Source organism: Neobacillus niacini (assembly GCF_030817695.1).
Lineage (GTDB): Bacteria > Bacillota > Bacilli > Bacillales > Cytobacillaceae > Neobacillus > Neobacillus niacini_F.
In genome coordinates this window covers 2953035-2977089 of sequence record NZ_JAUSZQ010000002.1, presented here as the reverse complement: position 1 = coordinate 2977089, position 24055 = coordinate 2953035, and the positions used below count along the sequence as shown (strand labels likewise).

Annotated in this window: 26 protein-coding genes; 20 read left to right on the top strand and 6 right to left on the bottom strand. The window is 38.6% G+C overall.

The window, feature by feature from the left end; all coding sequences use genetic code 11:
• The first annotated feature begins 32 nt into the window (after nt 1-32).
• The 6 genes from QFZ28_RS15300 to fdhD all read left to right on the top strand — a co-directional run bounded on the left by QFZ28_RS15300 (nt 33) and on the right by fdhD (nt 6319).
• Complete coding sequence (locus QFZ28_RS15300) at nt 33-752, top strand: DUF4386 domain-containing protein (RefSeq protein WP_307195428.1); 720 nt, start codon at nt 33-35, stop codon at nt 750-752.
• Entirely contained in the window at nt 749-1711 is a 963-nt protein-coding gene (locus QFZ28_RS15295; protein WP_307195427.1) for an NAD(P)-dependent alcohol dehydrogenase, read from the top strand. The genes QFZ28_RS15300 and QFZ28_RS15295 overlap by 4 nt, the downstream gene beginning before the upstream one ends.
• 194 nt (nt 1712-1905) lie before the next feature.
• A complete protein-coding gene (locus QFZ28_RS15290) occupies nt 1906-2070 on the top strand; it encodes a hypothetical protein (RefSeq protein WP_307195426.1) in 165 nt (54 codons plus the stop codon).
• A 530-nt stretch (nt 2071-2600) separates the two neighbouring features.
• Nucleotides 2601-2963, top strand: coding sequence for a DUF2294 domain-containing protein (locus tag QFZ28_RS15285; protein WP_307195425.1), 363 nt, complete (start codon nt 2601-2603; stop codon nt 2961-2963).
• A 149-nt stretch (nt 2964-3112) separates the two neighbouring features.
• Nucleotides 3113-5470 carry an FdhF/YdeP family oxidoreductase gene (locus tag QFZ28_RS15280; RefSeq protein ID WP_307195424.1) on the top strand — a complete coding sequence of 786 codons (2358 nt, stop codon included), beginning with the start codon at nt 3113-3115 and terminating at the stop codon, nt 5468-5470.
• A gap of 30 nt (nt 5471-5500) precedes the next feature.
• Complete coding sequence (gene fdhD, locus QFZ28_RS15275) at nt 5501-6319, top strand: formate dehydrogenase accessory sulfurtransferase FdhD (protein ID WP_307195423.1); 819 nt, start codon at nt 5501-5503, stop codon at nt 6317-6319.
• Between the two features lie 439 nt (nt 6320-6758).
• On the opposite strand, the gene QFZ28_RS29805 is transcribed toward fdhD, so the two are convergent.
• Entirely contained in the window at nt 6759-6962 is a 204-nt protein-coding gene (locus QFZ28_RS29805; RefSeq protein WP_373428139.1) for an AraC family transcriptional regulator, read from the bottom strand.
• A 77-nt stretch (nt 6963-7039) separates the two neighbouring features.
• Between QFZ28_RS29805 and QFZ28_RS15270 the strand changes: the two genes are divergently transcribed.
• Nucleotides 7040-7627: a hypothetical protein gene (locus tag QFZ28_RS15270; RefSeq protein ID WP_307195422.1), complete on the top strand. Its 588-nt coding sequence runs from the start codon at nt 7040-7042 to the stop codon at nt 7625-7627.
• 54 nt (nt 7628-7681) lie between these two features.
• On the opposite strand, the gene QFZ28_RS15265 is transcribed toward QFZ28_RS15270, so the two are convergent.
• Nucleotides 7682-8044, bottom strand: a complete 363-nt coding sequence (locus QFZ28_RS15265) for a hypothetical protein (protein WP_307195421.1) — start codon at nt 8042-8044, stop codon at nt 7682-7684.
• 148 nt (nt 8045-8192) lie between these two features.
• Between QFZ28_RS15265 and QFZ28_RS15260 the strand changes: the two genes are divergently transcribed.
• The 7 genes from QFZ28_RS15260 to QFZ28_RS15230 all read left to right on the top strand — a co-directional run bounded on the left by QFZ28_RS15260 (nt 8193) and on the right by QFZ28_RS15230 (nt 11867).
• Nucleotides 8193-8321 (top strand): hypothetical protein, encoded by a 129-nt coding sequence (locus tag QFZ28_RS15260; RefSeq protein WP_307195420.1) that lies wholly within the window; start codon nt 8193-8195, stop codon nt 8319-8321.
• A gap of 210 nt (nt 8322-8531) precedes the next feature.
• A complete protein-coding gene (locus tag QFZ28_RS15255; protein WP_307195419.1) occupies nt 8532-8693 on the top strand; it encodes a hypothetical protein in 162 nt (53 codons plus the stop codon).
• A 276-nt stretch (nt 8694-8969) separates the two neighbouring features.
• Entirely contained in the window at nt 8970-9995 is a 1026-nt protein-coding gene (locus QFZ28_RS15250) for a DUF1835 domain-containing protein (RefSeq protein WP_307195418.1), read from the top strand.
• A gap of 139 nt (nt 9996-10134) precedes the next feature.
• Entirely contained in the window at nt 10135-10461 is a 327-nt protein-coding gene (locus tag QFZ28_RS15245; protein WP_307195417.1) for a hypothetical protein, read from the top strand.
• Between the two features lie 244 nt (nt 10462-10705).
• A complete protein-coding gene (locus QFZ28_RS15240) occupies nt 10706-11161 on the top strand; it encodes a DinB family protein (protein ID WP_307197039.1) in 456 nt (151 codons plus the stop codon).
• Nucleotides 11162-11248: 87 nt separating this feature from the next.
• Nucleotides 11249-11473 (top strand): hypothetical protein, encoded by a 225-nt coding sequence (locus QFZ28_RS15235; protein WP_307195416.1) that lies wholly within the window; start codon nt 11249-11251, stop codon nt 11471-11473.
• Nucleotides 11474-11636: 163 nt separating this feature from the next.
• Nucleotides 11637-11867 (top strand): hypothetical protein, encoded by a 231-nt coding sequence (locus tag QFZ28_RS15230; protein ID WP_307195415.1) that lies wholly within the window; start codon nt 11637-11639, stop codon nt 11865-11867.
• Nucleotides 11868-11966: 99 nt separating this feature from the next.
• On the opposite strand, the gene ppsA is transcribed toward QFZ28_RS15230, so the two are convergent.
• Entirely contained in the window at nt 11967-14549 is a 2583-nt protein-coding gene (ppsA, locus tag QFZ28_RS15225; protein WP_307195414.1) for a phosphoenolpyruvate synthase, read from the bottom strand.
• Nucleotides 14550-14960: 411 nt separating this feature from the next.
• On the opposite strand from ppsA, the gene QFZ28_RS15220 reads away from it, so the two are divergent.
• Nucleotides 14961-15767 (top strand): hypothetical protein, encoded by an 807-nt coding sequence (locus tag QFZ28_RS15220; RefSeq protein ID WP_307195413.1) that lies wholly within the window; start codon nt 14961-14963, stop codon nt 15765-15767.
• Between the two features lie 133 nt (nt 15768-15900).
• Here the strand turns inward: QFZ28_RS15220 and QFZ28_RS15215 are convergent, their stop codons facing one another.
• Entirely contained in the window at nt 15901-16728 is an 828-nt protein-coding gene (locus QFZ28_RS15215; protein WP_307195412.1) for a TrmB family transcriptional regulator, read from the bottom strand.
• Nucleotides 16729-16868: 140 nt separating this feature from the next.
• Here QFZ28_RS15215 and QFZ28_RS15210 point away from each other — a divergent pair, with 140 nt between their 5' ends.
• Complete coding sequence (locus tag QFZ28_RS15210) at nt 16869-17498, top strand: homoserine/threonine efflux transporter (protein ID WP_307195411.1); 630 nt, start codon at nt 16869-16871, stop codon at nt 17496-17498.
• 164 nt (nt 17499-17662) lie between these two features.
• Here QFZ28_RS15210 and QFZ28_RS15205 read toward each other — a convergent pair whose 3' ends face one another.
• Nucleotides 17663-18130, bottom strand: a complete 468-nt coding sequence (locus QFZ28_RS15205; protein WP_307195410.1) for a low molecular weight protein-tyrosine-phosphatase — start codon at nt 18128-18130, stop codon at nt 17663-17665.
• A 253-nt stretch (nt 18131-18383) separates the two neighbouring features.
• Here QFZ28_RS15205 and hutP point away from each other — a divergent pair, with 253 nt between their 5' ends.
• From hutP to QFZ28_RS15185, 4 genes are all read left to right on the top strand, one after another.
• Nucleotides 18384-18833 carry a hut operon transcriptional regulator HutP gene (gene hutP / locus QFZ28_RS15200; RefSeq protein ID WP_307195409.1) on the top strand — a complete coding sequence of 150 codons (450 nt, stop codon included), beginning with the start codon at nt 18384-18386 and terminating at the stop codon, nt 18831-18833.
• A gap of 111 nt (nt 18834-18944) precedes the next feature.
• Nucleotides 18945-20459 carry a histidine ammonia-lyase gene (gene hutH, locus QFZ28_RS15195; protein WP_307195408.1) on the top strand — a complete coding sequence of 505 codons (1515 nt, stop codon included), beginning with the start codon at nt 18945-18947 and terminating at the stop codon, nt 20457-20459.
• 159 nt (nt 20460-20618) lie between these two features.
• A complete protein-coding gene (locus tag QFZ28_RS15190; protein ID WP_307195407.1) occupies nt 20619-22094 on the top strand; it encodes an alanine/glycine:cation symporter family protein in 1476 nt (491 codons plus the stop codon).
• Nucleotides 22095-22268: 174 nt separating this feature from the next.
• The gene (locus QFZ28_RS15185) at nt 22269-22826 is read left to right on the top strand and encodes a PepSY-associated TM helix domain-containing protein (protein WP_307195406.1); all 558 of its coding nucleotides are present in this window, start codon (nt 22269-22271) and stop codon (nt 22824-22826) included.
• Between the two features lie 532 nt (nt 22827-23358).
• On the opposite strand, the gene ycaC is transcribed toward QFZ28_RS15185, so the two are convergent.
• The gene (gene ycaC, locus QFZ28_RS15180) at nt 23359-24003 is read right to left on the bottom strand and encodes an isochorismate family cysteine hydrolase YcaC (RefSeq protein ID WP_307195405.1); all 645 of its coding nucleotides are present in this window, start codon (nt 24001-24003) and stop codon (nt 23359-23361) included.
• Between the last annotated feature and the right edge of the window lie 52 nt (nt 24004-24055).

Below are 24055 nucleotides of genomic sequence, written 5' to 3'. Positions count from 1 at the left end.
TTTTTGAATTTATTACGTGAGGGGATAGAAAGATGAATTCAAACAGAAAAGCTGCAAAAATTGTGGGAGTCCTGTTTATACTTGCTGCTGTTACAGCTGTGATAGGTCTAAACTTATACGATCCTATCTTAAACGGTCCCAATTATTTAATAAAAGGTTCCGAACACTCCAACCAAGTGATACTCGGAGCAGTAATGGAATTAATTCTAGTCGTTTCAGCAATTGGAACCGCCACTACCATGTTTCCATTGTTAAGACAGTATAATGAAACGATCGCCCTATGGCATGTTTGCTTCAGGTTTCTTGAAGCAATTATTATTACTGTCGGTGTCATCAGTGTATTGTCCCTCTTAACCTTAAGCCAGGAATTTGTAGCAGCAGGAGCCCCAGATTCTTCATCTTTTCACTCTTCAGGCATAATCCTAAAAGCAATACATGACTGGACATTCATGCTTGGTCCACTTTTCATGCTTGGTATCAATACAGTGATGTATAGTTATATATTTTATAAAACCAAGCTTGTACCAAGATTTATATCAATCCTAGGTATGACAGGAGCCACTTGTGTTTTCATTTGTTCCTTGTTCGTTATGTTTGGTGTATTTCCTCAAATCTCTTTTTGGGGGGCTGTTTTGGCTGTGCCCGTAGCAGCAAATGAAATGATTTTAGCTGTATGGCTGCTCGTTAAAGGATTTAACGAAAATGCGATTACAACCCTCACTGCAAAAAGTAAAAGGAAAGCGGCCATATGAGAGCCATGATATGCACAAATTATGGAACTCCGGATGTTTTTCAACTCCAAGAGGTAGAAACGCCAATACCGAAAGATCATGAAGTTCGGATTAAAATATACGCGGCTTCCGTCGGACCATCAGACTGTACCTTTCGAAAGGGTTCTCCCATCGTTAAGCTTGTATACGGGTTTAGAAGACCAAAGAACCCGATATTTGGTACGGAGCTGTCAGGCATCATTGATGCAGTTGGCAAAAAGGTAACACGATATAAAGTAGGCGACCAAATATTTGGGTTAAGTGCAAAGACATTTGGCGCCCAAGCTGAATACAAATGTCTGCACGAAAATACCGCTCTGGCAATCATACCGGTAGCAATGTCCCATGAAGAAGCGGTCGCCATCTGTGATGGTGCACCTACCGCATTGACGTTCCTTCGTGATCAAGCAAAGGTTCAGCGCGGACAACGTGTTCTGATTAATGGTGCATCTGGAGCAGTGGGGATTTATGCGGTACAAATTGCGAAATACTTCGGCGCCGAAGTCACAGGAGTATGCAGCGGTACAAATGTGGAGTTGGTAAAATCGCACGGAGCAGATACGGTGATTGACTATACCCGTGAGGATTTTACGAAAAATGGTCAAATCTATGACGTTATTTTCGATGCGGTGGGTAAGCGATCCTTTGCAGAATGTAAAGGATCGCTTACGCAAAGAGGGGTCTACCTTTCCACGTCACTTTCTTTATCCATTCTATTAGACATGATGAAGACTACGGTCTTTGGTAACAAGAAAGCCATTTTTGTGACGGCTGGACTTATGCAGAACCAAGCAAATCTAAACTTTCTTACAGAGCTTTATAAGTCTGGAAAGATTAAAGCGGTCATCGATCAACGATATCCGCTGGAACAGCTTGCCGAAGCACACCGTTACGTGGAAACGGGTCACAAAAAGGGAAATGTTGTGATAACTTTAGTCTGAGGAAGAAGCTATTAGAAGGATAAAATGCATTTTTTTGAATTAAGGGGGAGCGTTGATCTTACAAGGATTAACGCTCTTTAGCTGTCAAATTAAGTGTGAAAATTATACGTATAAAACATTTCAGAAACGTTTGTTCTGATTTTTTTTTAGGGCAAAATGAATTAAAAGAATTAATTATACAAACGACAGCGTATATGTCAGGAAGGCTGTCTGTTTCGGAAAGAATGATGATGGAAATTGAGTGGTTAAATGCAAGCGAGCGCCAAGTGCTTATAAATAAAATTAATGAAAAAAATTTATTAAGAAATGAAGATAAATGGTCGAATGATTGGAATGATGATTTGTATAATGATTACTAGAAAAAAAACAAACAATATTTAATCGATTTATATAATAAAAACGGAGGTTTCTTTCCAGAAGAATTTTTTTGGAGTATTGATAATTTTATGTTTGAATTGAAGTCGATCCTGTGTTATTATATTAAGTAAATTATATGAAAATTGCGACTAATAACATATTCAAAAATATGAGACTCTATTAATACGAAACAGCGAACCTGTTTATCGGTTAGAGAGTGGAATCACATTTTGTTGGATACTTTTTTATAACTGTTGGTACTTAACAGCGTCCCTGTTGAAGGCAAACCGTTGTGAGGATTCGATTGAATCTGTAATTTTGGATTCGATGAAATGAATCTTTATGATGGTTTTTATTTTGTTCAGTATTTTGGTGCTGACAAAGATACATAGGGGAGAGCTTGTCGTAATCAAGAGAGAGAAATCCAAGCAAGTTCGTAATCTATCGAATAATATTGTATACTAATTTTATATTAACAACATTGACATAGTGAATATAAGAAGTATAAGTATGCGAAATGGGATGGATTAAAGTGAATAAATATGAAGCAGAATTTAGTAATATTGTTCGCGCGTATCGAAAACGGTATATGGGAAAAGGCCCAAGTCAGGTGAGGACCACTTTTTGTAATTGCTGGGCGATTTGTGAATTAGAAGGAAATTTATCACCGATTGAGAAATTTATTGCAACCGCAGATGAAGGAAAACAAATGCTTCGTGCTGCTCGGACAGAAATGGTCAAAGAGATTTATAAGAAAAACCATCCTGTTGAAATGGAAGAATTGCTTGGTGTCAACTTCCTTCATGTCTTTGTCGATATTGATATAGAGGCCGACAGAGGGATGTCGATTTTCGTTTTTGATCAAGATATTGAAAAAAAGTATAAGGAAGTGTAATCCTTATTTCAGTCAATTAAATCTTGTTGGTACTAAGCAGCGAACCTGTTGTAGACTAACCACCTCGGAATTACCCTTAGCATTAGAGGGTCCCCTTGGTGGTTTTTTTATACCCTAAATTAATAGCGGACACTAAAGGAGGAAAAATAATGGGAAAAACACTACACCCAGGACCACAAAAAAAGGCAAAAATGCCTGCTCCTGAACATTGGGTAAGTCCAATCCCTTTCGGATTAGGAAAAATAAAGCCAAAGCATATCCGTGATACGATGAAAATCGCCTGGGATAATCGAGATAATTTAGGCTATGCAACCAATATTCTTATGAAAGGTGTTTGTGACGGCTGCGCACTTGGTGTATCTGGCTTATATGATCAGACATTAGAAGGGCTGCATGTTTGTACGACACGTATGAATGTACTTAGGTTAAATACAATGCCGGCCATTAAGCCGGAAATTCTTCATGCCGATATCGAGGAATTAAGGAAATTTGATAGCACGGAGCTTCGGAAACTCGGTCGTATTCCCTATCCAATGATTCGCAGAAAGGGAGAACGGAAATTTTCTCGGATTACTTGGGACGAGGCGATGGATGTAATCGCAGACAAAATGAAAAAATTGAATCCCAAGCAATATTCGTTCTATTTAACGGCTCGTGGCATTACCAACGAAAGCTATTATGTTGCCGCAAAGGTAGCCCGTTTTCTTGGGACAAATCATATTGATAACGCTTCCCGTATTTGTCATGCCCCAAGTAAGACTGCTTTAAAACGCTCGATTGGGGTAGGGGCTTCTACCTCTAATTATTTGGATTGGATCGGAACGGATGTCTTATTGTTTTGGGGGAGTGTCGCTTCAAACTCTTCACCTGTATCTTCAAAATACATGCTTGAAGCAAAAAAGAAAGGAACCAAAATCATCGTTGTAAACCCATACCGTGAACCGGCAATGGATAAATATTGGATTCCCTCCAATCCTGAGTCTGCATTATTTGGAACTAAAATTGCCGATGATTTCTACCAGGTCAATATCGGCGGAGATATTGCTTTTATGCATGGAATTATGAAGCATTGGTTTAATATGGAAGACAAAGCATACGGATCAGCAATAAATCATCAGTTTGTGAGTGAACATGTGAATGGATATGAGGAACTAAAGAACAAGGTCCAGGAGCAAAGCTGGGACGAAATTATCGAATCTTCAGGTGTCCCTAAAGAACGGATTATTGAATTAGCTGAAGTTTTAGCAAATAGTAAAAATGCTGTCTATGCATGGGCTCTAGGACTAACGATGCACTCTTTTGCAACAGACAATATCTCACAAGTTGCAAATTTAGCACTGCTACGGGGCCACTTAGGACGCAAACACGCTGGTCTCATGCCATTCCGTGGACATTCCAGTGTTCAGGGGAGCGGTGAAATGGGAGCGGATCCATTCGTACTGCCTGGCGGTGGATGGGATGCAAACAATGTGGGAAGAATCGAAAAACTTTGGGGATTTGAGCTTCCAAAGTGGCAGGGGGATATTGTAGGTGTGACCTTGGAAAACATCGTGCTTCCAGAAGACCATGAACGGAAAGTGAAGCTTTATTACTTATCTGGCGGTAACTTTTTAGAGACGATGCCTGACCCTGACTTCATTAATTATGCCTTATCAGAGCTTGACGTTCGTGTACACCAAGATATTATTCTAAATACCTCTACGCTAGTCGATGCCAAGGAAGCGGTGATCGTACTGCCGGCAAAAACGCGTTATGAGCAGGAGGATGGCGGGACGAGTACCTCAACAGAGCGGATGGTGTACTTCTCACCTGAAATTCCAGGTAATAAGAATAGATTGGAAGAAGCACGGGCTGAATGGAAGATCTACATTGACCTGGCAAAGCGTGTAAAACCAGAAACTGCACACCTGGTTGATTTTGCCGATGGATTTGCCATTCGCGAGGAGATTGCAAGAGCAAACCCTGATTATGATGGAATCCAACACTTGAAGATGCAAGGGGACGTATTCCAATGGGGCGGTGCTTGGTTATGTGAAGATGGAGTTTGTCCAACCCCTGATGGCAAAGCAACGCTCATTCCTGTTGAAATTCCAGATTTAAATAAAAAGCCAGAACAGTTTATCATTACTTCCCGTCGGGGCAAACAGTTTAATTCAATGGTTTATCAGGAAGTTGACCCCTTAAATGGTGCAGGACGCTATGACGTGTTAATGAGTTCTGTTGATGGTCAAAAATTAAGTATCGCTGAGGGAGAGGGAATTGTCGTCTATAACGGATTTGGTGTCTTTCAAGGTAAAGCGAAGTTCGTTGATATTGCACCGGGAAATTTAGAAGTCCACTTCCCGGAAGGTAACTTCCTGCTGCCGCGGGGAAGGTACGAGAAGTTTGCTGGAATCCCAGATTACAATATTACTGTAAATGTTGAAAAAGCTGAGCGCTATAACGCCCGTAAAGACACTGAGTATCTGGAAAAAACAATTGAAGATCTTGAAACTGAAGTTAGTTAATAGGAAAAAATATGGAGAGGGGGGACAATATTGTTAAAGGAGATTACAACTTCTCAAAACATTGTCAGATATAATGGACAAAGCTTTTTCGAGGAAGAGGATGATATTGCTGTTGAGACGGCATTAACGATTATTTTAGATGGCAAGGAGTTTGCCACCATGGTTTGTACTCCCTCTGAATGGAATGAATTGGTGGTCGGTTTCCTTGCATCCGAGGGTGTTATTCGCTTCTATCAAGACATCGAATCGCTCCACATCGATGAAGAAAAGGGATTCGCCTATGTGGAACTAGTAAATAAACACTGTATTCAAAAGGACTTCCACTCTAAGCGATTTATTGGCTCTTGCTGTGGAAAAGGCCGGCAATTTTACTTTCATAATGACATGAAGACTGCAAAGACCGTTATGACGAAATTGACCATTACGCCGGAACAATGCCGCGAGCTAATGAAGAAAATGCAGGAAAGCTCCTCACATTTCCAGCAAACAGGCGGTGTTCATAATGCTGCATTGTGCACAAGAGAAGGAATTGTTGTATCACGAACCGATATCGGCCGTCATAACGCGTTAGATAAGCTTTATGGTTATTGTATTATCAACCGAATTCCTTTAAAGGATAAAATAATTGCTTTCAGTGGTCGAATTTCTTCCGAGGTTTTGTTAAAGGCTGCTAAGATTGGTGTCGGAATTATTCTCTCTAAATCAGCTCCTACCAACTTGGCCTTAGATTTAGCAGAGGAACTTGGAATTACGACTGTTGGATTTATTCGAGGGAACGGATTCAATGTCTACACCCACCAGGAACGGATTCAAGGAATTAAATCAGATCGTTTGACTTCGATGTTATAAGTAATGATCCGAATTACATCAACATTAAATGCAACACTTAATGTTTGGCTCTGTTATTATTCATTGTTGATTTTCGTGTAGGCTTGAGAATTCATAGGCGGAGAATTTCCGGCTATTGTATTTAGAGAGACCTTAAGAAGCAGATATAAGCGGAGATATTCCGGTTAACTGCTTTAAATAAGACAAATTCCAAGGATTTCGATGCAATAAGCGGAAAAACTCCGCTTATTTTTAAGGGAATATGGGTATTTCCCAATTTAAACGGAAATTCTCCGCTTATTTTCCAAACACAGTGAAATCAACATTCAGTTTTAACAGAGCCTAATGTTTAAACAAAAGGTTACTAGAATGGTAATTTTAATGTAACGGTGCCAGAACGATTGGTACCGTTTATTTTTACACACCCTTTAGGGACTTGAATACAGCCATTTTTGAGAATTTATTTATTACTAAAGTAATGATTTCGAAATTCTTTTGGTGTCATATTGTATAATTTTTGGAAGGTTTTTGTAAAAGACTTGGTATCCTTGTATCCTACTAAAAATTGGGTGAAATCATCGCTCAAAAATTGAAAGAGTTTATCACCTGTGGTACTCGTCTTTCCAAAAGGCTGCGTTCCACTATTAGACCATGCTGGTCGCATGGATAATCTAGCGTTTTTATATTGAGTTTTGTGATATTCTATAGAAGTAAATATGGTCAATTAGGAGAGAAAAAACAGTGTCTAAAGAAATATTATCCAAACAAACCGCAGGTGTTTTAAGCGCTGTCATTAACCAGCCCCATTGGAAAAAGGATGAGCTTACACAAAGAATGATCCAAGTATTAAAAGAGATAAAGCAAGGTGTGGATTCGCAAGAAGCGTATTTAGAGACTTTACTGAGAAACGTGACCTTTTTGATTGAAAATACCAATCGTGCAATAGCCTTTTTAAAGCATTGTATTAATGAAGAAAAGTTTGTTCCCCAAGAGGATTTTCATACGCTCATGATGGACGTCCCTAGACAAGTGAACGAGTCTAATTTCTTTGCCGAAAATATGCCTCGTTTTAAGGAAATGGTATACAAAGGTTCAACGAAAGAAGAGCAAGTAGCCCATGCTGAATTGGTTTATTGCAATATCAGGCTGGTAAATGATCTGCTAATTGATTTTATTGGCACTTTCCTTCAACCAAATAACCAAGATTTTATGATCCACTTTTTGGAATATGCGTCCGATGTAGTCGTAGATACCGTTATGCACCATTGCCAAACTTTTTCGAACCTTATTCTAAAAGAAATTAACTTGAATATGAAAATAGAGGATTAGTGAATTATATAAATGTTTTTTGAAGAAACTCTCATCCGGTTAGATCTCTCTAAATTATCTCTTTTGTGGGACAGTGGAAAACTGTCTCACAGAAGGGTTTTTTTTTGTAACTGAAAATTTAATTAAACCAAGGATTAAAAATACCATACTGATTGCCCAAAGAACTCCTGTCATACCAAGACGTAAAGATACTTCTTCGGAAGCCATTGGGTGGTTTCCATTAAAACTAATTGCACGTAACGCTTGATAGACTGCAAGGCTAAAGAGTATTAAATGACACATGATCAAACCATAAGCCACTCTAAACGACTTGCGTTTTTTTGAGAATAACATTCGTAAAACGATCATAAACGTAATACCCATTACGATTGAAAAACCACCAAATAACAAACCCAGCGTTTCCTGCTCCATCGGCATTTTGTTTTTTCACCCCTATTAAGTTTCTTATCCCTTTGATTTACCATATTTTAGAACATAAAAAGCGATTGAAGCATAAAAACAGTCAATCTTAAAGTGTAATGATTAATAAAGGATATATTACCGTTTTTTACATGGAGGACTATGAATGAAACTAGTAACACGGAATGCGGCAATGAGATTTCGAGTTAAGATTGAAGAAATATTCCCCTACATGGCGGACATTATTGTCATTCATGAGTGTGAAGCACCTGAAAAATGGAGGAAAAGCAATTAATCTACAAGCCCTTACTCAGTTTCTATGGTAGGGACAATTTAAACAAGAGGATCGGCATCTTGACCTTAAATGATTGCTATCATATCGAACTTCATCTGCTTATAAAAAGGAATTCCGCTTCGTGGGAAATAAATATGTAAAAGTATGTCTTTTATAAATAAGATAAACTTGCAATTTTTGGTTACATTAGTAATCTGGAGGTGATTATTAATGGCAGATAACAATAAGCAAAGTCGTTCAACAGATGCTGAAATACAAGCAAATCAAGCTGAAGCGTCTCGCAACCAAGCTGGATCTTCAGGCAAATACGGAACGGAATTTGCTAGTGTAGATAACAAAGTAACCAGAAAAATTGAACCTTTTGAACCTTAGAAAAAAGGCACCCTTTATGGGTGCTTAATGTGTAATTATTTGTTTTCTGACCTGGGAATTATTTAGATTTTTAATTTTTAATAGATTCCTCTAATTGTAGAGCGTTTTCTAAGCGTATTATCACTGAATGCATTATCACTATCTAAACTATCAATTGGAACGTGATACATAGTAGTAAGGTAGGTAAGTTTAAGAATATATGGGAAAAATAACTTAAAAAAGAGGCATTTTTTATTATGTTTAATACTTTTAATCGATTATAGAAGGAGTTTTTAGGTGGATATTCTCGATATAAAGAATATAGTAAAGGACTTGCCAGAACAGGAAATAAGGTCATACTTGCAATTTATTCTTTATAGGATTGCATTGTTAGAGGATAAAGAGAATTCTTTAGTTGAGTTTGCAAATGAGCTAAAAGAAATTTTCAATAAAATTCTCTATCCAAAAGTCACAGAGCCAGATCCATTTGGAAAAGGTAATTACAAAAAAGTTCATATACAATTTGGATACCCATATTTAAGACAACCATTAAAAGAATTAAACTTACTTGAAGAAGAGTTTATTATTGCTTTCCACGACAATTTCGCTATTGCTCCTTTATATAGTATAGATACCGAAAAGGGACAAACAGATAGATTTGATTGGTTACAAAACAACCTATCTAATGAATATGAAGTTGAATTTTATAAAGAAAGTTTTCCGAGAGTAATTTCTCAATTATTATCAATTCCAGAAAATGTTCCAATTTACATCTGGGTATCAGAAAATGCAAATGAACAAACAGCTCTTCTTTTTACAATGTTTTTGTTGCGGGAACATAAAAACAGTATTTCTATCATTGATACTGCAACACTGTATAGAAAATTGTTCGAAAAAAAGGCTAAGAAGTATTTACCCTTTTTTTCGGGTGAAATCATTTTAGAAGAATTTCAAACCATATATAAACATAGCCAAGAAAACAAGCACATTTTATCAGATATTGAGCGTAAGGATTTGGAAAAAAAGTGGTTAGACCTCTCAAAAAATCCTGGTACATTAAGAATATGGGAAAACGGAGAAATAAAAGTTGTAGCTGAAGACTATTACGATGATTTTATAATAGAAAAAGCTAAGAAGCTGATTGGGAAGAAAAAGGGCTTTATTATGTGTGCAAGATTGGTTGGTGAAGTTTATGGACATATTCTTCAATATATCGGTGACGGCTTTTTGGAATATAGGGTTAGGAAATTAATCGAAAAGGGAATTTTTGAATATGAAGGTAGCCTAGAGGCAATGCGTTATTACGGGATTAAATTTAAGTAAATCATTTATTGTCAAGCACAGCAATTTTTGAGGATTGAATTAAAGAAAATGAATTGGCGCTCTTTTAATTCATACCAATAATCCAGTGGCTATTTAAAATGAGTTAATGTATCTGGAAAGAAAAAATGGAGGCTTTGGTATGGAAGAAATATTAAATACTTTTATTTCAGAACTAGCAAAAATAGATAAAGGTCAGAAAGAATTAATGGGTTGTTCAGAACGTTTGGAAAGCGGACAGAAGCATTTAATAGATCGAACAGTAAATATTGAAAAAGGACAGATCCAATTAATAGGTCGTACGAAAAATTTGGAAAAAGGACAGATGGAATTATTAAGCCGGACCGAAAATTTGGAGAAGGGACAAGATTTGTTGTCTGCAGGTCAAAATGAAATAAAAGAATTAATTAAGCATACAACAACTCTTATGACTGAAAATTTTACATATATTAGAAAAGATATCGTCTAATGAAAACAACACTGTAGAGTATCTTGGGGTATTTCCTAGTATTGCAAGGTTAGGAGAAACAAACCAAACGATACGAAAAATCAGGCACATTTCTTAATGAGATGTGCTTTTTGTTTTATCTAGAGCACGGCAGCGGGATGCTAGATAAGATACATGTATAATGTATAGATGGGGAAAGCAGTTAGATGTTTTTATAGAATCACCTTAGGATGTTAAAGACCTTTAGGAAATGATAGAAAGGATGGTGCTTAGTTTGGAAACAATCCAATCGATGTTTAAACATTTACATTGGGCAAATCAACGAATTCTAGAAACCTTACAAATCGGTGAAGAGAACAAGCAGGCGAATAAACTTTTCTCCCATATCCTTCATGCGGAACACGTTTGGTTTACTAGATTAAAAGGTGCAGATAGTTCACATTTACCAATCTGGGCAGAGGCTAGTATAGAATCATGTGTAGAGATGGTTAAGCAAAATCATCATAACTATGCTGAATTCCTTTCAACGTTATCCAATACCGGTCTAGATCAACTAGTCTCCTATAAAAATAGTAAAGGTACAGAGTTTCATCATTCCATAAGGGATATCTTAACCCATGTTGCTCTTCATGGTCAGTACCATCGAGGACAGATCAATCAACTTCTAAGAGCAGCAGACCTGGAGCCAATAAATGTTGACTATATTACATTTAGAAGATGATAAAGAGATGAGTTGTTTTTAATAATTCAGGGTATTACTTATTAGGTAATTATAGTAGTATGAATTTAAAAAGAGGGGGGTAACAGATTGGTTAAAAAAGTAAACGAAGGGGCAGTTTCTTTTTCTGCAAATAAAAAATGGCTTGCCATTCCAGCGGCAATACGCAAAGAGCTCGAACGAAATGTTTGGTGTAGTAATTGTAGCGATGTTGTACAAATTGTAAACTATGTCGTCAAAGATTCACCACCCGGAATTGTCCTCGAAGGTACGTGTCAAAATTGCGGTAAAGGTGTTGCAAGATTTATCGAATAAAAGAGTGCCAGGCACCATTTAATTGGTGCCTGGCACTCTTTTTTCTATTATCATTTGGATTTTGTACATACAATCATTGTTATCAAGTCTTGTTCTGATGAATATAATCAATTAAATTCTTTTAAAGCTGGGAACTAATTATGACATCGGGAGGGAATGACATTTGGAGAGGTTAAGACTTAATCGGTTGAAGACATTTGTAGAATTGGATCTTAACGGCAGGCATGATAGTATTCCACAATTCTATTTTGATACAGAAGATCTAAGATGGTTAATTCAGCAAGCTGAAAAAGCTGAGAATTTTGAACGATCGTTAAGAACGATTGCAGAAGATACGAATGGCAAAGAATCCAGTGAACTAATTGAAATGGCAAGGAAGGCGTTAAGAGATTAGAGGTATGTGCCAATCAAGGAATCAAAACATGCATGATGAGACACCGCTCCAATAACCACAGGAGCGGTGCTGCTTTTTAAATCTAGACGAATTAAACAGTTACACTATTTCGATATACCCATCTGTTCCATGAACGCGAATCCGTTGCCCATCTTTAATTAGTTTGGTAGCATTTTCCACCCCAACAACTGCTGGTAAGCCATATTCACGTGCGATCACGGCTCCGTGAGTCATGAGTCCACCAACTTCAGTAACTAGACCTTTTATCGATACAAATAATGGTGTCCAGCCGGGGTCAGTAAAGGAGGTCACTAATATATCTCCATCTTCGATATCAGCCTCTTCCATTCTTAAGATGACACGTGCTCGCCCCTCAATCACTCCCGAAGAAACAGGCAGACCTAAAATAGCTTGTGATGGGAGATTTTCTCGTTTGTACTGACCCGTAATAATTTCACCATCAGACGTGATGACACGTGGGGGAGTTAGTTTTTCATAAAATTTGTATTCATCTTTTCGTTTGCTGATGATTTCGTAATCCAGTTTGTTTGTGCGTACGACTTCGTGAAGTTCTTCAAAACTGAGATAGTATATATCTTCTATTTCATGAATAACGCCGGTTTGTACGAGTTGTTCGGCTTGTTTCAGTAGCGCCTGCTTATAAATGAAGTAGCGATTAATCATGCCGTATTTTGGATATTCACGGTACCCGATGAAATTCCGTAGTTGCCTGATCATTCGTTTTGTCTCTGTGGCTTTTTGTTCACCATCAGGTAATTGCTTCAATCGATCTACTAACTCTTGTTCTTTTTTCAAAGCTTTCTGCAGCCCTTGCTCAAATTTCCGTTTGCCAGCATTAGGCTCAAATTCTTTGATGTTACCCAGAATCAGGGGGACAAGTGTAGTTGGTTTTTCACTCCAGCGTGCTTTTGCAATATCGATTTCTCCAGCACATCGCATACCGTATTTATTGAGATAAGATATTATTGCTTCTTGGGCTTCCTTACCGCCGTCTAACTTAACCAATTCATCCAAAAAGTCATCATCTTTTACCTGCTGTAAATAATGAACTACTTCTGGATAAGGACGAATTACATCTGCAACATCCAATAGCGCCAGACCCATTTCCGAAGTAATATTGTTTGGTACTGATAGAGAAAGAGTGTCTGCAGCGTTTTTGTCACCTAACCACTCGTTCATTTTTTCATTGATCCATCCTGAAGCATGTTGAGCAGCCATAATCACAGCCGAACTTTGTGGGTCAAATAAAATCTTCTTTAATTGCTGGAGATCTTCCAGAATAAAATCAAATAAATCCGGTCCTGATTTCGTTTGGATGTTTTGTTTTAACTCTTCTATCGATGTTTGACTTCTCATAATCAAATCAGAAACGATGGTCGGATTGTTTTCGATTTCTGCCAGCATATTTGAATTGTTTATGCTAGGACTAGGTGCTTTTACATCATTTGGTACTGATTTAATAAAATCTCCTCGCTCTATAACGGTCTGGAGTGCGTCTTTTATGAGCGGATCGAAATGACCCAGAGTATTTACTACCATTTCAAGCATAGGTGTGACATCTACAAACAATCTTCCACCAGCTGTACGCATGGGTGCAGGAGTGGTTAACAGGTAAAAAGCCAATCCCAAAGGTTTCATTGGGTCGGTCATCATTTGTTGATGGCCAACAGAAACATATACGTGATTTTCTTGATCATTCACTTCGGGAATGGGAAATAAAGTAGTGATGGGACGACTTTGGACGATATAAAAGGTATCATCCACCAAACACCATTCGATATCTTGTGGAGAACTAAAATAAGCTTCGATCTGTCTTCCAATCCGTGCGAGTTGTAATATTTGTTGATCTGTAAGTGTTTGAGTCTTTTGCAGATTAGGATTGATCTCTTGTTTTTCTATTCCGCCTTCTTTTCGTCCATAGATAGCCAATTTTTTCGTTGCTATCCTCTTATCGACGATTTTATCTTCCCGTACTTTATAACAATCAGGAGAGACTATGCCAGAGACCAATGCTTCTCCCAGTCCAAAACTGGCATCGATGGATAGCAGCTTTCGGTTCGACGTAATCGGATCAGCCGTAAATAATACTCCTGAAGCCTGTGGGAAAACCATTTTTTGAACGATAACGGAGATATAAACTTGTCTGTGGTCAAATCCATTTTGCATACGGTAGATGACGGCGCGATCCGTAAAGAGGGAAGCCCAGCACTTGCTGATATGTTGCAAGATGGGTTCTAATCCGATGATATTTAAAAAGGTGTCTTGCTGCCCGGCAAAGGAGGCATGTGGTAAATCTTCAGCAGTCGCACTAGAACGCACTGCATAAGCATGTTCAGAGCCATACTGGGAGAGATAGTGAGCAACTGCTTTTTCAACATTGGAAGGAATTTCTACATCCATAATGAGTTGTTGAATCTTCCTGCTGATTACACTAATTTGATCTCGATTCTCTACTTTTAGCATGGTTAGTTGCTCCAACAATGCTTGAAACGTTTCGTTTTGATCGATGGCTTTCTGATATCCCAGTGTTGTAATACAAAATCCTTCTGGTACTTGTATTCCTTGAATTTTTGATAATTTCCCTAAATTTAATCCTTTTCCGCCAACGAGCAAAAGCTGTGTTTTTTCCATTTCCTGAAAACCGAGAACCAAAGAACTCATTCTACATCTCTCCTAACGGATTATTAAATGTAAATCGGAACAGTGATACCTCCAACAAATCACATTTAAAGTTCTATTGCATTTTATCAGTAGTAAATAAGAATAAACAGTCTATATTGGCCATTGTTTATCTGCTATAATTAAATTAGGGAGAGATCACTTTTCTAAAACATGCTTGACCTTACATGGAGTAAACAAATGCCCCGGTTCAGCCCCTCGTAACCAGCTCATATACCTTTTAGCCCACAATGATAATGGTGAAATCAACTTTTCATTTCATCTGTGAATAGATGTTTACAAATAGGAAATACATACAAAGGTGTTAAATCGGATTAGAAATAACCATTCGGAGTGGTAAAATAGATGTATCAAAATTTGTATCATGTGATGTAATAGGAGATGGAGGTTCGTATGGAGTTCATCCCAATACAACAGCGAGATCATGTCAGTACTTACAGAAGTCTTCGCTCATTATTTGAAAAAAATATAACGGTTAACAGTATCTCAGAGGTTTTAGCTACGTGCAATGTGAGAGATGACGCACAACAGATAAGAGACCAAATGGTTTCAAAAGACTATGACGTCATTGGAGTCGAAGAGAATGGCATGGTTATAGGTTATGTATTAAGAGAAGATTTGGGTGCGGGAACGTGTAAGGAATATTTTCGCAGCTTTAGCCCATCCGATCTCGTGTCAGATTCCACACCGCTGCTTCAAACGCTATTTATTTTTAAAGACACGGATAGACTTTTCATTATTGAAGGTAACCGAATTACCAAGGTGGTGACACTTGCCGACCTTCAGAAACCACCAATTCGAATGCTTTTATTCGGGGTGATTTCATTAGTAGAAATGCATCTATACCGAATCATTCGTGAGTATTTTGAAGCGGATAGCTGGAAAAGTCACTTAAGTGCCAAACGAATCGAACAGGCAGAGGAATTATTTTTACAACGAAAAATACGAAATGAAGCGATTGAGCTAAGTGATTGCCTGCAGCTTTGTGATAAAAGGGACATCGTTTTAGGCGAACAACCTTTACGAGAACTTTTGGGGATTGAATCAAAGAGTAAAGGTAAGGACTTTTTTAAGAAATTAGAAATCCTTCGCAACAATCTAGCACATTCACAGGATCTTAATACGCAAAATTCCTGGAGTGAAATGATCTCATTAATTGAGCAAACAGAGAAGATACTAGAAGAATGTGAAAAAATTTAAGTAATAACTGTGTGCGAATGTATATCCCTGATTCTATTAAAGGAATCAGGGATATTTTGAATTTTAGCACAGGGTACTCCTGTTTTTAAGATGGAATAAATTTTTCTAGAGGAACAGACAAAATAGAACAAATCTATTTCATATAATGTTTTTTAAAATCTGGATGGATGGAAAATTTGCGACGTAAATGGACGAGGTTTTCCCCAAAACTTTCCTCTAATAGCTCCCTATGTTTCTCCATAATCTCCATGAGATACAAATCATGAATTATGACTTCAGTGATTGGCATGACTAAACCTACATGCATGGTCCATGCTGCACGGCTATCTTCACCCAGCGAGACAATACCTGCCACTACTTCAGAATCATCGCCGCTAAAAACAATCCATCGTCCACCATACTCATCTGTAATTTCGGGACCCATATAATGAAGGTAAACATTAGCAAAATCGGAGACGATTTCCCCATAAGCAATAATCGTTACGTTGACCCCTTTTTTTGCTGCCTGTCTAAGTTCAGACTCTAATTCTTCAAATTCTTCTTTCCAAACCTCTAACAGAATTCTTTTTGTAGCAGATGATATACAAGCTTTTACCTTATCGAGTATTTCATTGCGGCCCGTGATATTCCAGATATTTTCACGGTCATTTGCGGAACTCTCAAACTCCGCTAATGATCTTTCAGCCAGTTCAAAATTCTCTTCTGCTTTCATTCGACGGTTTTTAATTAGCTCCTTTGCCGGAACCGGAGTGTACTGTGGTGTATTACCAGGACTAATCAGGATATCCCCTCGTATGGCGAGACCATCCAGAACTTCATATATTCTTGAACGAGGTACACCAGAATTTTTTGCTACTGCATAACCAGTTAGTGGTGATTCTTGCAATAAGGTAAGATACGCTTTTGCTTCATATTCAGTAAAATTTAGATTTTTTAACGTTTCTAAAATGATTTCTTTCATAAACCCTCCACACAATAGTAGTCGCTACCTAAGTTACTAATATTTTATCAAAATCTGTTGATTATTTCCAAATACCTCTGATATACTCATTTAAGTAGTTACTTTGGTAGTCACTATTAAAAGGGGAGGGAAGAAACAACATGGATAGCTTACTAACATATATATCAATTGCCGCAATGATGGTTGTTATACCAGGAGCAGATACTATGCTATTGGTGAAAAACACGCTCAGCTATGGACCAAAAGCAGGACGTTATACGGTTCTCGGAATGGTAACGGGGCTTTCTTTTTGGACGCTTATTGCCATTCTTGGATTATCTGTTGTCATTGCAAAGTCTGTCATTCTTTTTAGTACCATCAAATATTTGGGAGCTGCTTACTTAATTTATTTGGGTATCAAAAGTTTTTTTGCTAAAAGTGCGTTTTCTTTAAAGGAAATTCAAGCACAAGCGAATGCACCTGCCAATTCTTCAAGTAGGCATAATAAAGAATCCTTTATGCAAGCATTACTTAGTAATGTTCTTAATCCAAAGACTGTTTTAGTGTATATAACAATCATGCCACAATTTATCGATTTGAACGGAAATGTAAATCAACAATTGATTGTGTTAGCATCAATCCTTACTTTACTCGCTGTATTGTGGTTTCTAACCCTTGTATATGTTATCGATTACGCAAAAAAGTGGTTGAACAACTCCAAGTTCCAAAAGGCGTTCCAAAAATCTACTGGTTTAATTTTAGTAAGTTTTGGTATAAAAACAGGAGTTTAAATTCATCTGCGAACACACCTTATTTAACTCTCTCCTTGAATGAAATGCTCTCATTAATAGAGCAGAAGGAGAAGATAGTAGGAGAATGAGAAAGTAAAAAAGTAACTTATGGAATCATTTAGATAATAAACATCCCACCAATGATAATATTGGTGGGATATTTTTTAGGTTATGTTATGTTCCATTCGAATTTTCCTAAGCAATGCACGACAGCCATCTGAAACAAGCTGATACGTTTCTTCAAAATCTCCAGTGTAATAAGGATCAGGGACATCTTTGTTATGTTTCGTTAAGTCAAGAAGACGGAAAATTTTTGGATGCTGCGGTTTACCGGTAATCTCAAAAATGTTCCTTACATTGCTCTCATCCATCCCAATGATATAGTCGAACGTTTCAAAGTCTTCCTTTGTTAATTGGCGTCCAACAAGACCGTTCGCGGAAATGTTGTATTTTTTTAAGATTGCAAGTGTTCCCTTATGCGGAGGAGCACCAATATGCCAAGAACTTGTTGCAGCGGAATCAACGCTGACTTTGCTAGACAAATTTTCTTTTTTCAGTAAGTCACGAAACACGCCCTCAGCCATTGGTGAACGGCAAATGTTTCCCAAGCAGACAAATAATACATTAATCATGTCATAAACTCCCTTTTAATCTTTTAAACTAAGTTTCGTATCCCATAATGACCATTCTAAGGATTTTATCAAGGATTGTAAATTAAAAAAACAAAGCATATAGTAGGAACTTAATCCTTTGGAAGTAAGTAAAATGATTAGAAAGGGGATTGCACAATAAAAAAATATGTTGACCGAACTATTTGATAACGTTTACAATGAGGAATAGTTATTAGTGAATTTAGAAAATTAGAAATTGCAGAAGAGGTACAGCATGAAGAAAGAGTTCGATAGAAGAATCGGGCAACAGGCAATAATGTACGCGTTTGCGGAAGAAGAGGAAGAAGCCTCCATAACTAGTGAGCTAACGCGAAAGAATTGGCTATATGGAAAAGGAAAAGTCGGATCAATGGAGCTACAAAAAATCGTAGCAGCCATTGAGACGTCAGCTAAAAGACAGCGGGTTGTCAACCCTGAACTTTATCGTGAAATGCATGCATTATATCATGCAATTATTGAAGCGATGCACGGGGTGACACGCGGTCAAGTAGAGCTTGGTGGTATGTTGAGAACAGCAGGACTTCGATTTGCGATTGTTCGCGGCACGCCGTTTGAAAATGTGGAAGAAGGCGAATGGATTGCAGTCGCAGTGTATGGAACGATAGGAGCACCGGTGCGTGGATTCGAACATGAAGCAATCGGATTGGGAATTAACCATATTTAAATAATTTAGCCTATAGTTATTAGTGAACATAGGGGGCTATATTGACGACGGGATACGTCTGTCAATATAGCCTCCTTTTTGTATGTAAAAAAAGAATGAGGAGTGTTGCACATGATTATGTTAACGGGTCAGTCTTTAACCATTGAAGACGCAAAGAAAGTATTATACGAAAAAGCGTTTGTCACAGCTTCAGCTAAAAGCGTAGAGAAAGTGAAAAAAAGCCGGGCAGCAGTTGAAAAAATCGTAGAGCAGAAGAAAGTCGTCTATGGTATTACCACCGGTTTTGGAAAGTTCAGTGATGTGTTGATCGATGCAGAGGACGTAGAGCAGCTGCAGTGGAATTTGATTCATTCCCATGCTTGCGGCGTAGGAGAACCGTTTCCAGAAGTGGTTTCAAGAGCGATGGTTCTCCTCCGTGCCAACGCACTATTAAAAGGATTTTCCGGGGTCCGTCCTGTTGTGATTGAGCGTTTGCTTGAACTTTTAAATGCACATGTCCATCCAGTCATCCCTCAGCAAGGGTCTCTTGGGGCAAGCGGGGATTTGGCACCACTTTCTCATTTGGCACTTGTGCTAATGGGAGAAGGTGAAGTGTTTTATAAAGGGGAGAAAACAGAGGCCATCACCGCTTTATCAAAAGAAGGCATTGTTCCATTGACGTTGAAAGCAAAAGAGGGATTGGCGTTAATTAATGGCACACAAGCGATGACGGCAATGGGGCTGGTCAATTATATAGAAGCCGAACAGTTAGCCTATCAAACGGAGGCGATTGCTTCATTGACATTAGAAGGGTTACGAGGGATTGAAGATGCCTTTGATCCAGATGTTCACCTCGTTCGCGGATATCGCCAGCAATCAGAAGTGGCAAAACGTATCCGCCAAATGATCAAGGGCAGCAAGCTTATCACGAAGCAAGGAGAACTGCGGGTACAGGATGCGTATTCTCTCCGCTGCATTCCGCAAGTGCATGGGGCGTCATGGCAGGCACTTGATTATGTGAAAGAGAAGCTTGAAATAGAAATGAACGCAGCGACCGATAATCCGCTTATTTTCGATGACGGTGAAAAGGTCATTTCTGGGGGCAATTTCCATGGCCAGCCGATTGCCTTTGCGATGGATTTTATGAAAATAGCCGTGGCAGAGCTTGCGAATATTTCTGAGCGGCGAATTGAGCGTCTTGTAAATCCGCAATTGAATGATTTACCGCCATTTTTAAGTCCGGAGCCTGGCTTGCAATCAGGGGCAATGATCATGCAATATTGTGCAGCCTCACTTGTCTCTGAAAATAAAACACTCGCTCATCCAGCAAGTGTGGATTCCATCCCATCTTCAGCGAACCAGGAAGACCATGTAAGCATGGGGACAATCGGTTCGCGACATGCCCATCAAATCATTCAAAATGTCCGCCGTGTAGTAGCGATCGAACTCATTTGTGCTTTGCAGGCCATTGAATATCGCGGAGTAGAAAAGATGGCTTCATTTACAAAAGAGTTTTATACGGAAGCAAGAAAGATTATTCCAAGCATTACACAAGATCGTATTTTCTCAAAGGATATTGAAGCAGCAGCCAGCTGGTTATATCAAGTTGACTGGAATTCATTCATTCGTAGAAACCTACCTGCCTAATTACAAAATAAGGATAGTCCTTCTGGAGCGTTATTGCTCCGGGGACTATTTGCAAGAATTTAATCGGATGGCTTTGCATGTTTTTGAAAACGTTTACTATTTTAATTTTCTATATGATTACGTTTTTTAGCATTTAAAAATATACAAGGGGTGATTTGTTTGGAAGGATTTGTTAATGGATTAAATGGATTATTATGGAGTACTCCTGTTATTTATGGGTTATTGCTTGTCGGGTTATTGTTTTCGATTTCGACACGCTTTGTGCAGGTAAGACAAATTAAGGAAATGGTTAGGCTCATGTTTCAAGGAAAAAGTTCAAACGCAGGAGTGTCATCTTTCCAAGCATTATCTATAGCGCTTTCAGGCCGAGTGGGGACCGGGAATATTGCAGGTGTAGCAACAGCGATATTTTTCGGCGGTCCAGGTGCCGTTTTTTGGATGTGGGTCATTGCTTTTGTTGGTGCATCTAGTGCATATATTGAATCCACGCTTGCACAGATATACAAAGTAAAACAAGATGGGCAATATCGCGGAGGCCCGGCTTATTATATCGAAAAGGGAATTGGTTGGAAGTGGTTTGCGGTTACGTTTGCTGTGGCAATGTTTGTCGCTCTTGCCATTCTTATGCCGGGAGTTCAGTCGAATTCAATTGCGTTAGGAATCGATACTGCCTTTGGCATTAATAAGAATGTAACTGGAATCGTTATTGGTCTTTTATTGGCTGTCATTATCTTTGGCGGGGTCAAAAGAATTGCTACTGCAGCTACCATTATTGTTCCGTTTATGGCTTTAGGATACATTTTGTTAGCTATCGTGATCATGGCTATGAATATTACAGCAGTCCCAGAGGTTTTCTCTCTTATTTTTAGAAGTGCGTTTGCCATGGATTCTATATTCGGCGGATTGATTGGAATGGCGATTTTATGGGGAGTAAAACGTGGACTTTACTCAAATGAGGCTGGTCAAGGAACAGGGGCGCATCCGGCAGCAGCTGCTGAAGTATCACACCCGGCACAACAAGGATTAGTTCAAGCCTTTTCTGTTTATATTGATACATTATTTGTGTGCTCTGCGACTGCATTTATGATTCTATTTACCGGAATGTATAATACAGAGACAGCAGATGGGACTCGACTGGTCAATAATATACCAGAAGTCGAGGTGGGACCTGGGTTTACTCAAGCTGCTATTGACAGTGTGTTCCCAGGATTTGGTGCAGGATTTGTGGCGATCGCTTTATTCTTTTTTGCTTTTACGACCATTATGGCTTATTACTATATAGCTGAAACCAATGTCGCTTATTTAACCCGGGGTAAAGATAGTAAGTGGGCAATGTTCCTATTAAAACTTGTTGTTATCGCCGCATCCATTTACGGAGCAAGTAATGAAGCCACCTTAGCCTGGGCATTAGGAGATGCTGGATTAGGAATTACGGTATGGCTAAATATGATCGCGATTTTAATCCTTGCCAAACCGGCATTGATTACGTTGAAAGACTATGAAAAACAAAGAAAACAAGGGATTCTCGACCCAGTATTTGATCCTAAAGCTTTAGGAATTAAGAATGCCGATTTCTGGGAGGAGGAGATTAAGAGAAATGAAGAGTCCGTTTCATTAGAGAGAAAAGTTGAATAAAAGTTCTATGTTGTTGTGTTGAAAAGAGAATCGCTTAGCAAATCCAAATCATACCGCATTCGAGCATTCGTCATTCCGAAGCGTTGCTGCTCCGGACTATTCGCAAAATGATAAAATTCCACAGACTAAAAAGAGGCAGTTAAAAAATAAAATAAATTACGGAGTGTGATGGGAATGTCAAAAGCATTACGTTTATACCAATTTAGTAAAAAGGTTCATAAATGGGCCGGACTACTATTATCGATTGTTTTTATGTTCCTGGCTGTAACTGGCCTCTTACTAGTTTATATGATACCCCTCGGAATTTCTGATGAGTTAAAAATGGGGAAAGCGGCGAGTCCAAGTCAATCGATCCCTATGGAAAGGGTCGTCTCGATTGCCACGTCTCAAGGGCTTCCAGATGTAACATCGGTTGAAGATATCTTTCGAATTGAATATCGACCAGGTTTAAATATTTACCAGGTTCGCTTCAATAACAGTCAAGGTGTACAAATCGATGCGAGTACGGGTAAAGTCTTATCTACCAACCCAGATTACTCCACATTTCTCATTACGTTGCATAACGGATCCTACTTTGGAAATTGGTATCGCTACACCGCGCTCACATTCGCTGGTTTATCTCTCATCCTGCTATCATTTTCAGGATATTATATGGTTGGCTTTCCGCTTTATAAGCGTTTAATGGCAAGAAAAAAAGCTAAAACGTTGGAGAATATTGCTTCAGGGAAATAATAGTTCAATATTGTCCTTATGAACGTCCATACCACATGCTCGTTCAATGACTATATCCATTGAAAACATCCTTTCTACGGCACTAATTATTGGAGGCTGGTGCAGCAACCAGAATAGGATTAATACCATGAATGCTTCCCGTAACGGAGCGACAGTCAGTGGTGCAGCGTGGTCGTTGGAGTCAGACTAACGGATGGGCTCTAACGCACCATAGTTAAGCGACCTTCCTCTCCCAGCCGTATAATAAGTATCGTCGGAGTAAAACATTTTCATTCTCTGTGGTGAAGCGTTGATTTTTGCGCTTCATGGATGGTTAACGGGGAAGTTTAGTAGAACAATCGCCCTTAGCTTTTTTGGGGGTACCACCAGCAAACCGCGGATATACAACGTTAAGGAAATACAAATATAAAAAGCCTAATTTCTCACATGTTATAAGTGAGAAATTAGGCTTTAGTTACTTTAGAAAAACGCCTTTTTCTTGAATAAGCCAGAAGCTTTATTGGAAAAAGCGAGTTATAAATAAGCTGCTATTCTAGTTAGGCTGCTTGCTGAAATCTCTCTGAGCTCCCCTATAGCTTCCAATAAGATTTTGATAACCAGGAAGATGGCTAGAAATTAAAGCGCCAAAACCTTCAACATCATTGCGCCAATCACGTTGTAATTCGCACGCTATGCTAAACCAGTTCAGAAGCTGCACCCCACCATGGGCCATACGTGTTAATGCCGCATCCGCTACTTGTTTACTGAATGTTCCAGAAGCATCAGTAGCAATAAATACTCCATAACCAGCGTTCACAGCGGAAAGTGCAGGAAATGCAACACAAACATCTGTTACTACGCCCGCAATGATCAGTTGTTTTTTTCCAGTTTCTTCGATTGCTTTGACAAAATCTTCATTATCCCATGCGTTAATTTGTCCAGGACGAGCTATTTTTGGCGCATGAGGAAAAAGTTCAACCAATTCTTGCATGAGTGGTCCATTAGGCCCGTTTTCAAAGCTTGTTGTTAAAATAACTGGTAAATCAAAAAACTTAGCAGTGTTAGCAAGAGCCATAACATTGTTCTTGAATTCATCAACACCATAGTCACGCACAAGACCGGAGATAAGGCCGGTTTGATGATCAACTAAAAGAACGGCAGCATCATCTTTATTAAGACGAGAATAGAAATCAGACATTTTATTGTCCTCCCTTTAATTAAGTATAAGTAATCGAAGAAGATTCATAGAT

Bases quoted from the DNA above. Each gene is read 5' to 3' on its own strand.
- QFZ28_RS15295 (WP_307195427.1), top strand. From the start codon at position 749: ATGAGAGCCATGATATGCACAAATTATGGAACTCCGGATGTTTTTCAA.
- hutP (WP_307195409.1), top strand. From the start codon at position 18,384: ATGAAGAAAGAGTTCGATAGAAGAATCGGGCAACAGGCAATAATGTAC.
- QFZ28_RS15215 (WP_307195412.1), bottom strand. From the start codon at position 16,728: ATGAAAGAAATCATTTTAGAAACGTTAAAAAATCTAAATTTTACTGAA.
- ycaC (WP_307195405.1), bottom strand. From the start codon at position 24,003: ATGTCTGATTTCTATTCTCGTCTTAATAAAGATGATGCTGCCGTTCTT.
- ppsA (WP_307195414.1), bottom strand. From the start codon at position 14,549: ATGAGTTCTTTGGTTCTCGGTTTTCAGGAAATGGAAAAAACACAGCTT.
- hutH (WP_307195408.1), top strand. From the start codon at position 18,945: ATGATTATGTTAACGGGTCAGTCTTTAACCATTGAAGACGCAAAGAAA.
- QFZ28_RS15210 (WP_307195411.1), top strand. From the start codon at position 16,869: ATGGATAGCTTACTAACATATATATCAATTGCCGCAATGATGGTTGTT.
- QFZ28_RS15245 (WP_307195417.1), top strand. From the start codon at position 10,135: ATGGAAGAAATATTAAATACTTTTATTTCAGAACTAGCAAAAATAGAT.
- QFZ28_RS29805 (WP_373428139.1), bottom strand. From the start codon at position 6,962: ATGCGACCAGCATGGTCTAATAGTGGAACGCAGCCTTTTGGAAAGACG.
- QFZ28_RS15220 (WP_307195413.1), top strand. From the start codon at position 14,961: ATGGAGTTCATCCCAATACAACAGCGAGATCATGTCAGTACTTACAGA.
- QFZ28_RS15290 (WP_307195426.1), top strand. From the start codon at position 1,906: ATGTCAGGAAGGCTGTCTGTTTCGGAAAGAATGATGATGGAAATTGAG.
- QFZ28_RS15280 (WP_307195424.1), top strand. From the start codon at position 3,113: ATGGGAAAAACACTACACCCAGGACCACAAAAAAAGGCAAAAATGCCT.
- QFZ28_RS15185 (WP_307195406.1), top strand. From the start codon at position 22,269: ATGTCAAAAGCATTACGTTTATACCAATTTAGTAAAAAGGTTCATAAA.
- QFZ28_RS15260 (WP_307195420.1), top strand. From the start codon at position 8,193: ATGAAACTAGTAACACGGAATGCGGCAATGAGATTTCGAGTTAAGATT.
- QFZ28_RS15205 (WP_307195410.1), bottom strand. From the start codon at position 18,130: ATGATTAATGTATTATTTGTCTGCTTGGGAAACATTTGCCGTTCACCA.
- QFZ28_RS15265 (WP_307195421.1), bottom strand. From the start codon at position 8,044: ATGCCGATGGAGCAGGAAACGCTGGGTTTGTTATTTGGTGGTTTTTCA.
- QFZ28_RS15300 (WP_307195428.1), top strand. From the start codon at position 33: ATGAATTCAAACAGAAAAGCTGCAAAAATTGTGGGAGTCCTGTTTATA.
- QFZ28_RS15255 (WP_307195419.1), top strand. From the start codon at position 8,532: ATGGCAGATAACAATAAGCAAAGTCGTTCAACAGATGCTGAAATACAA.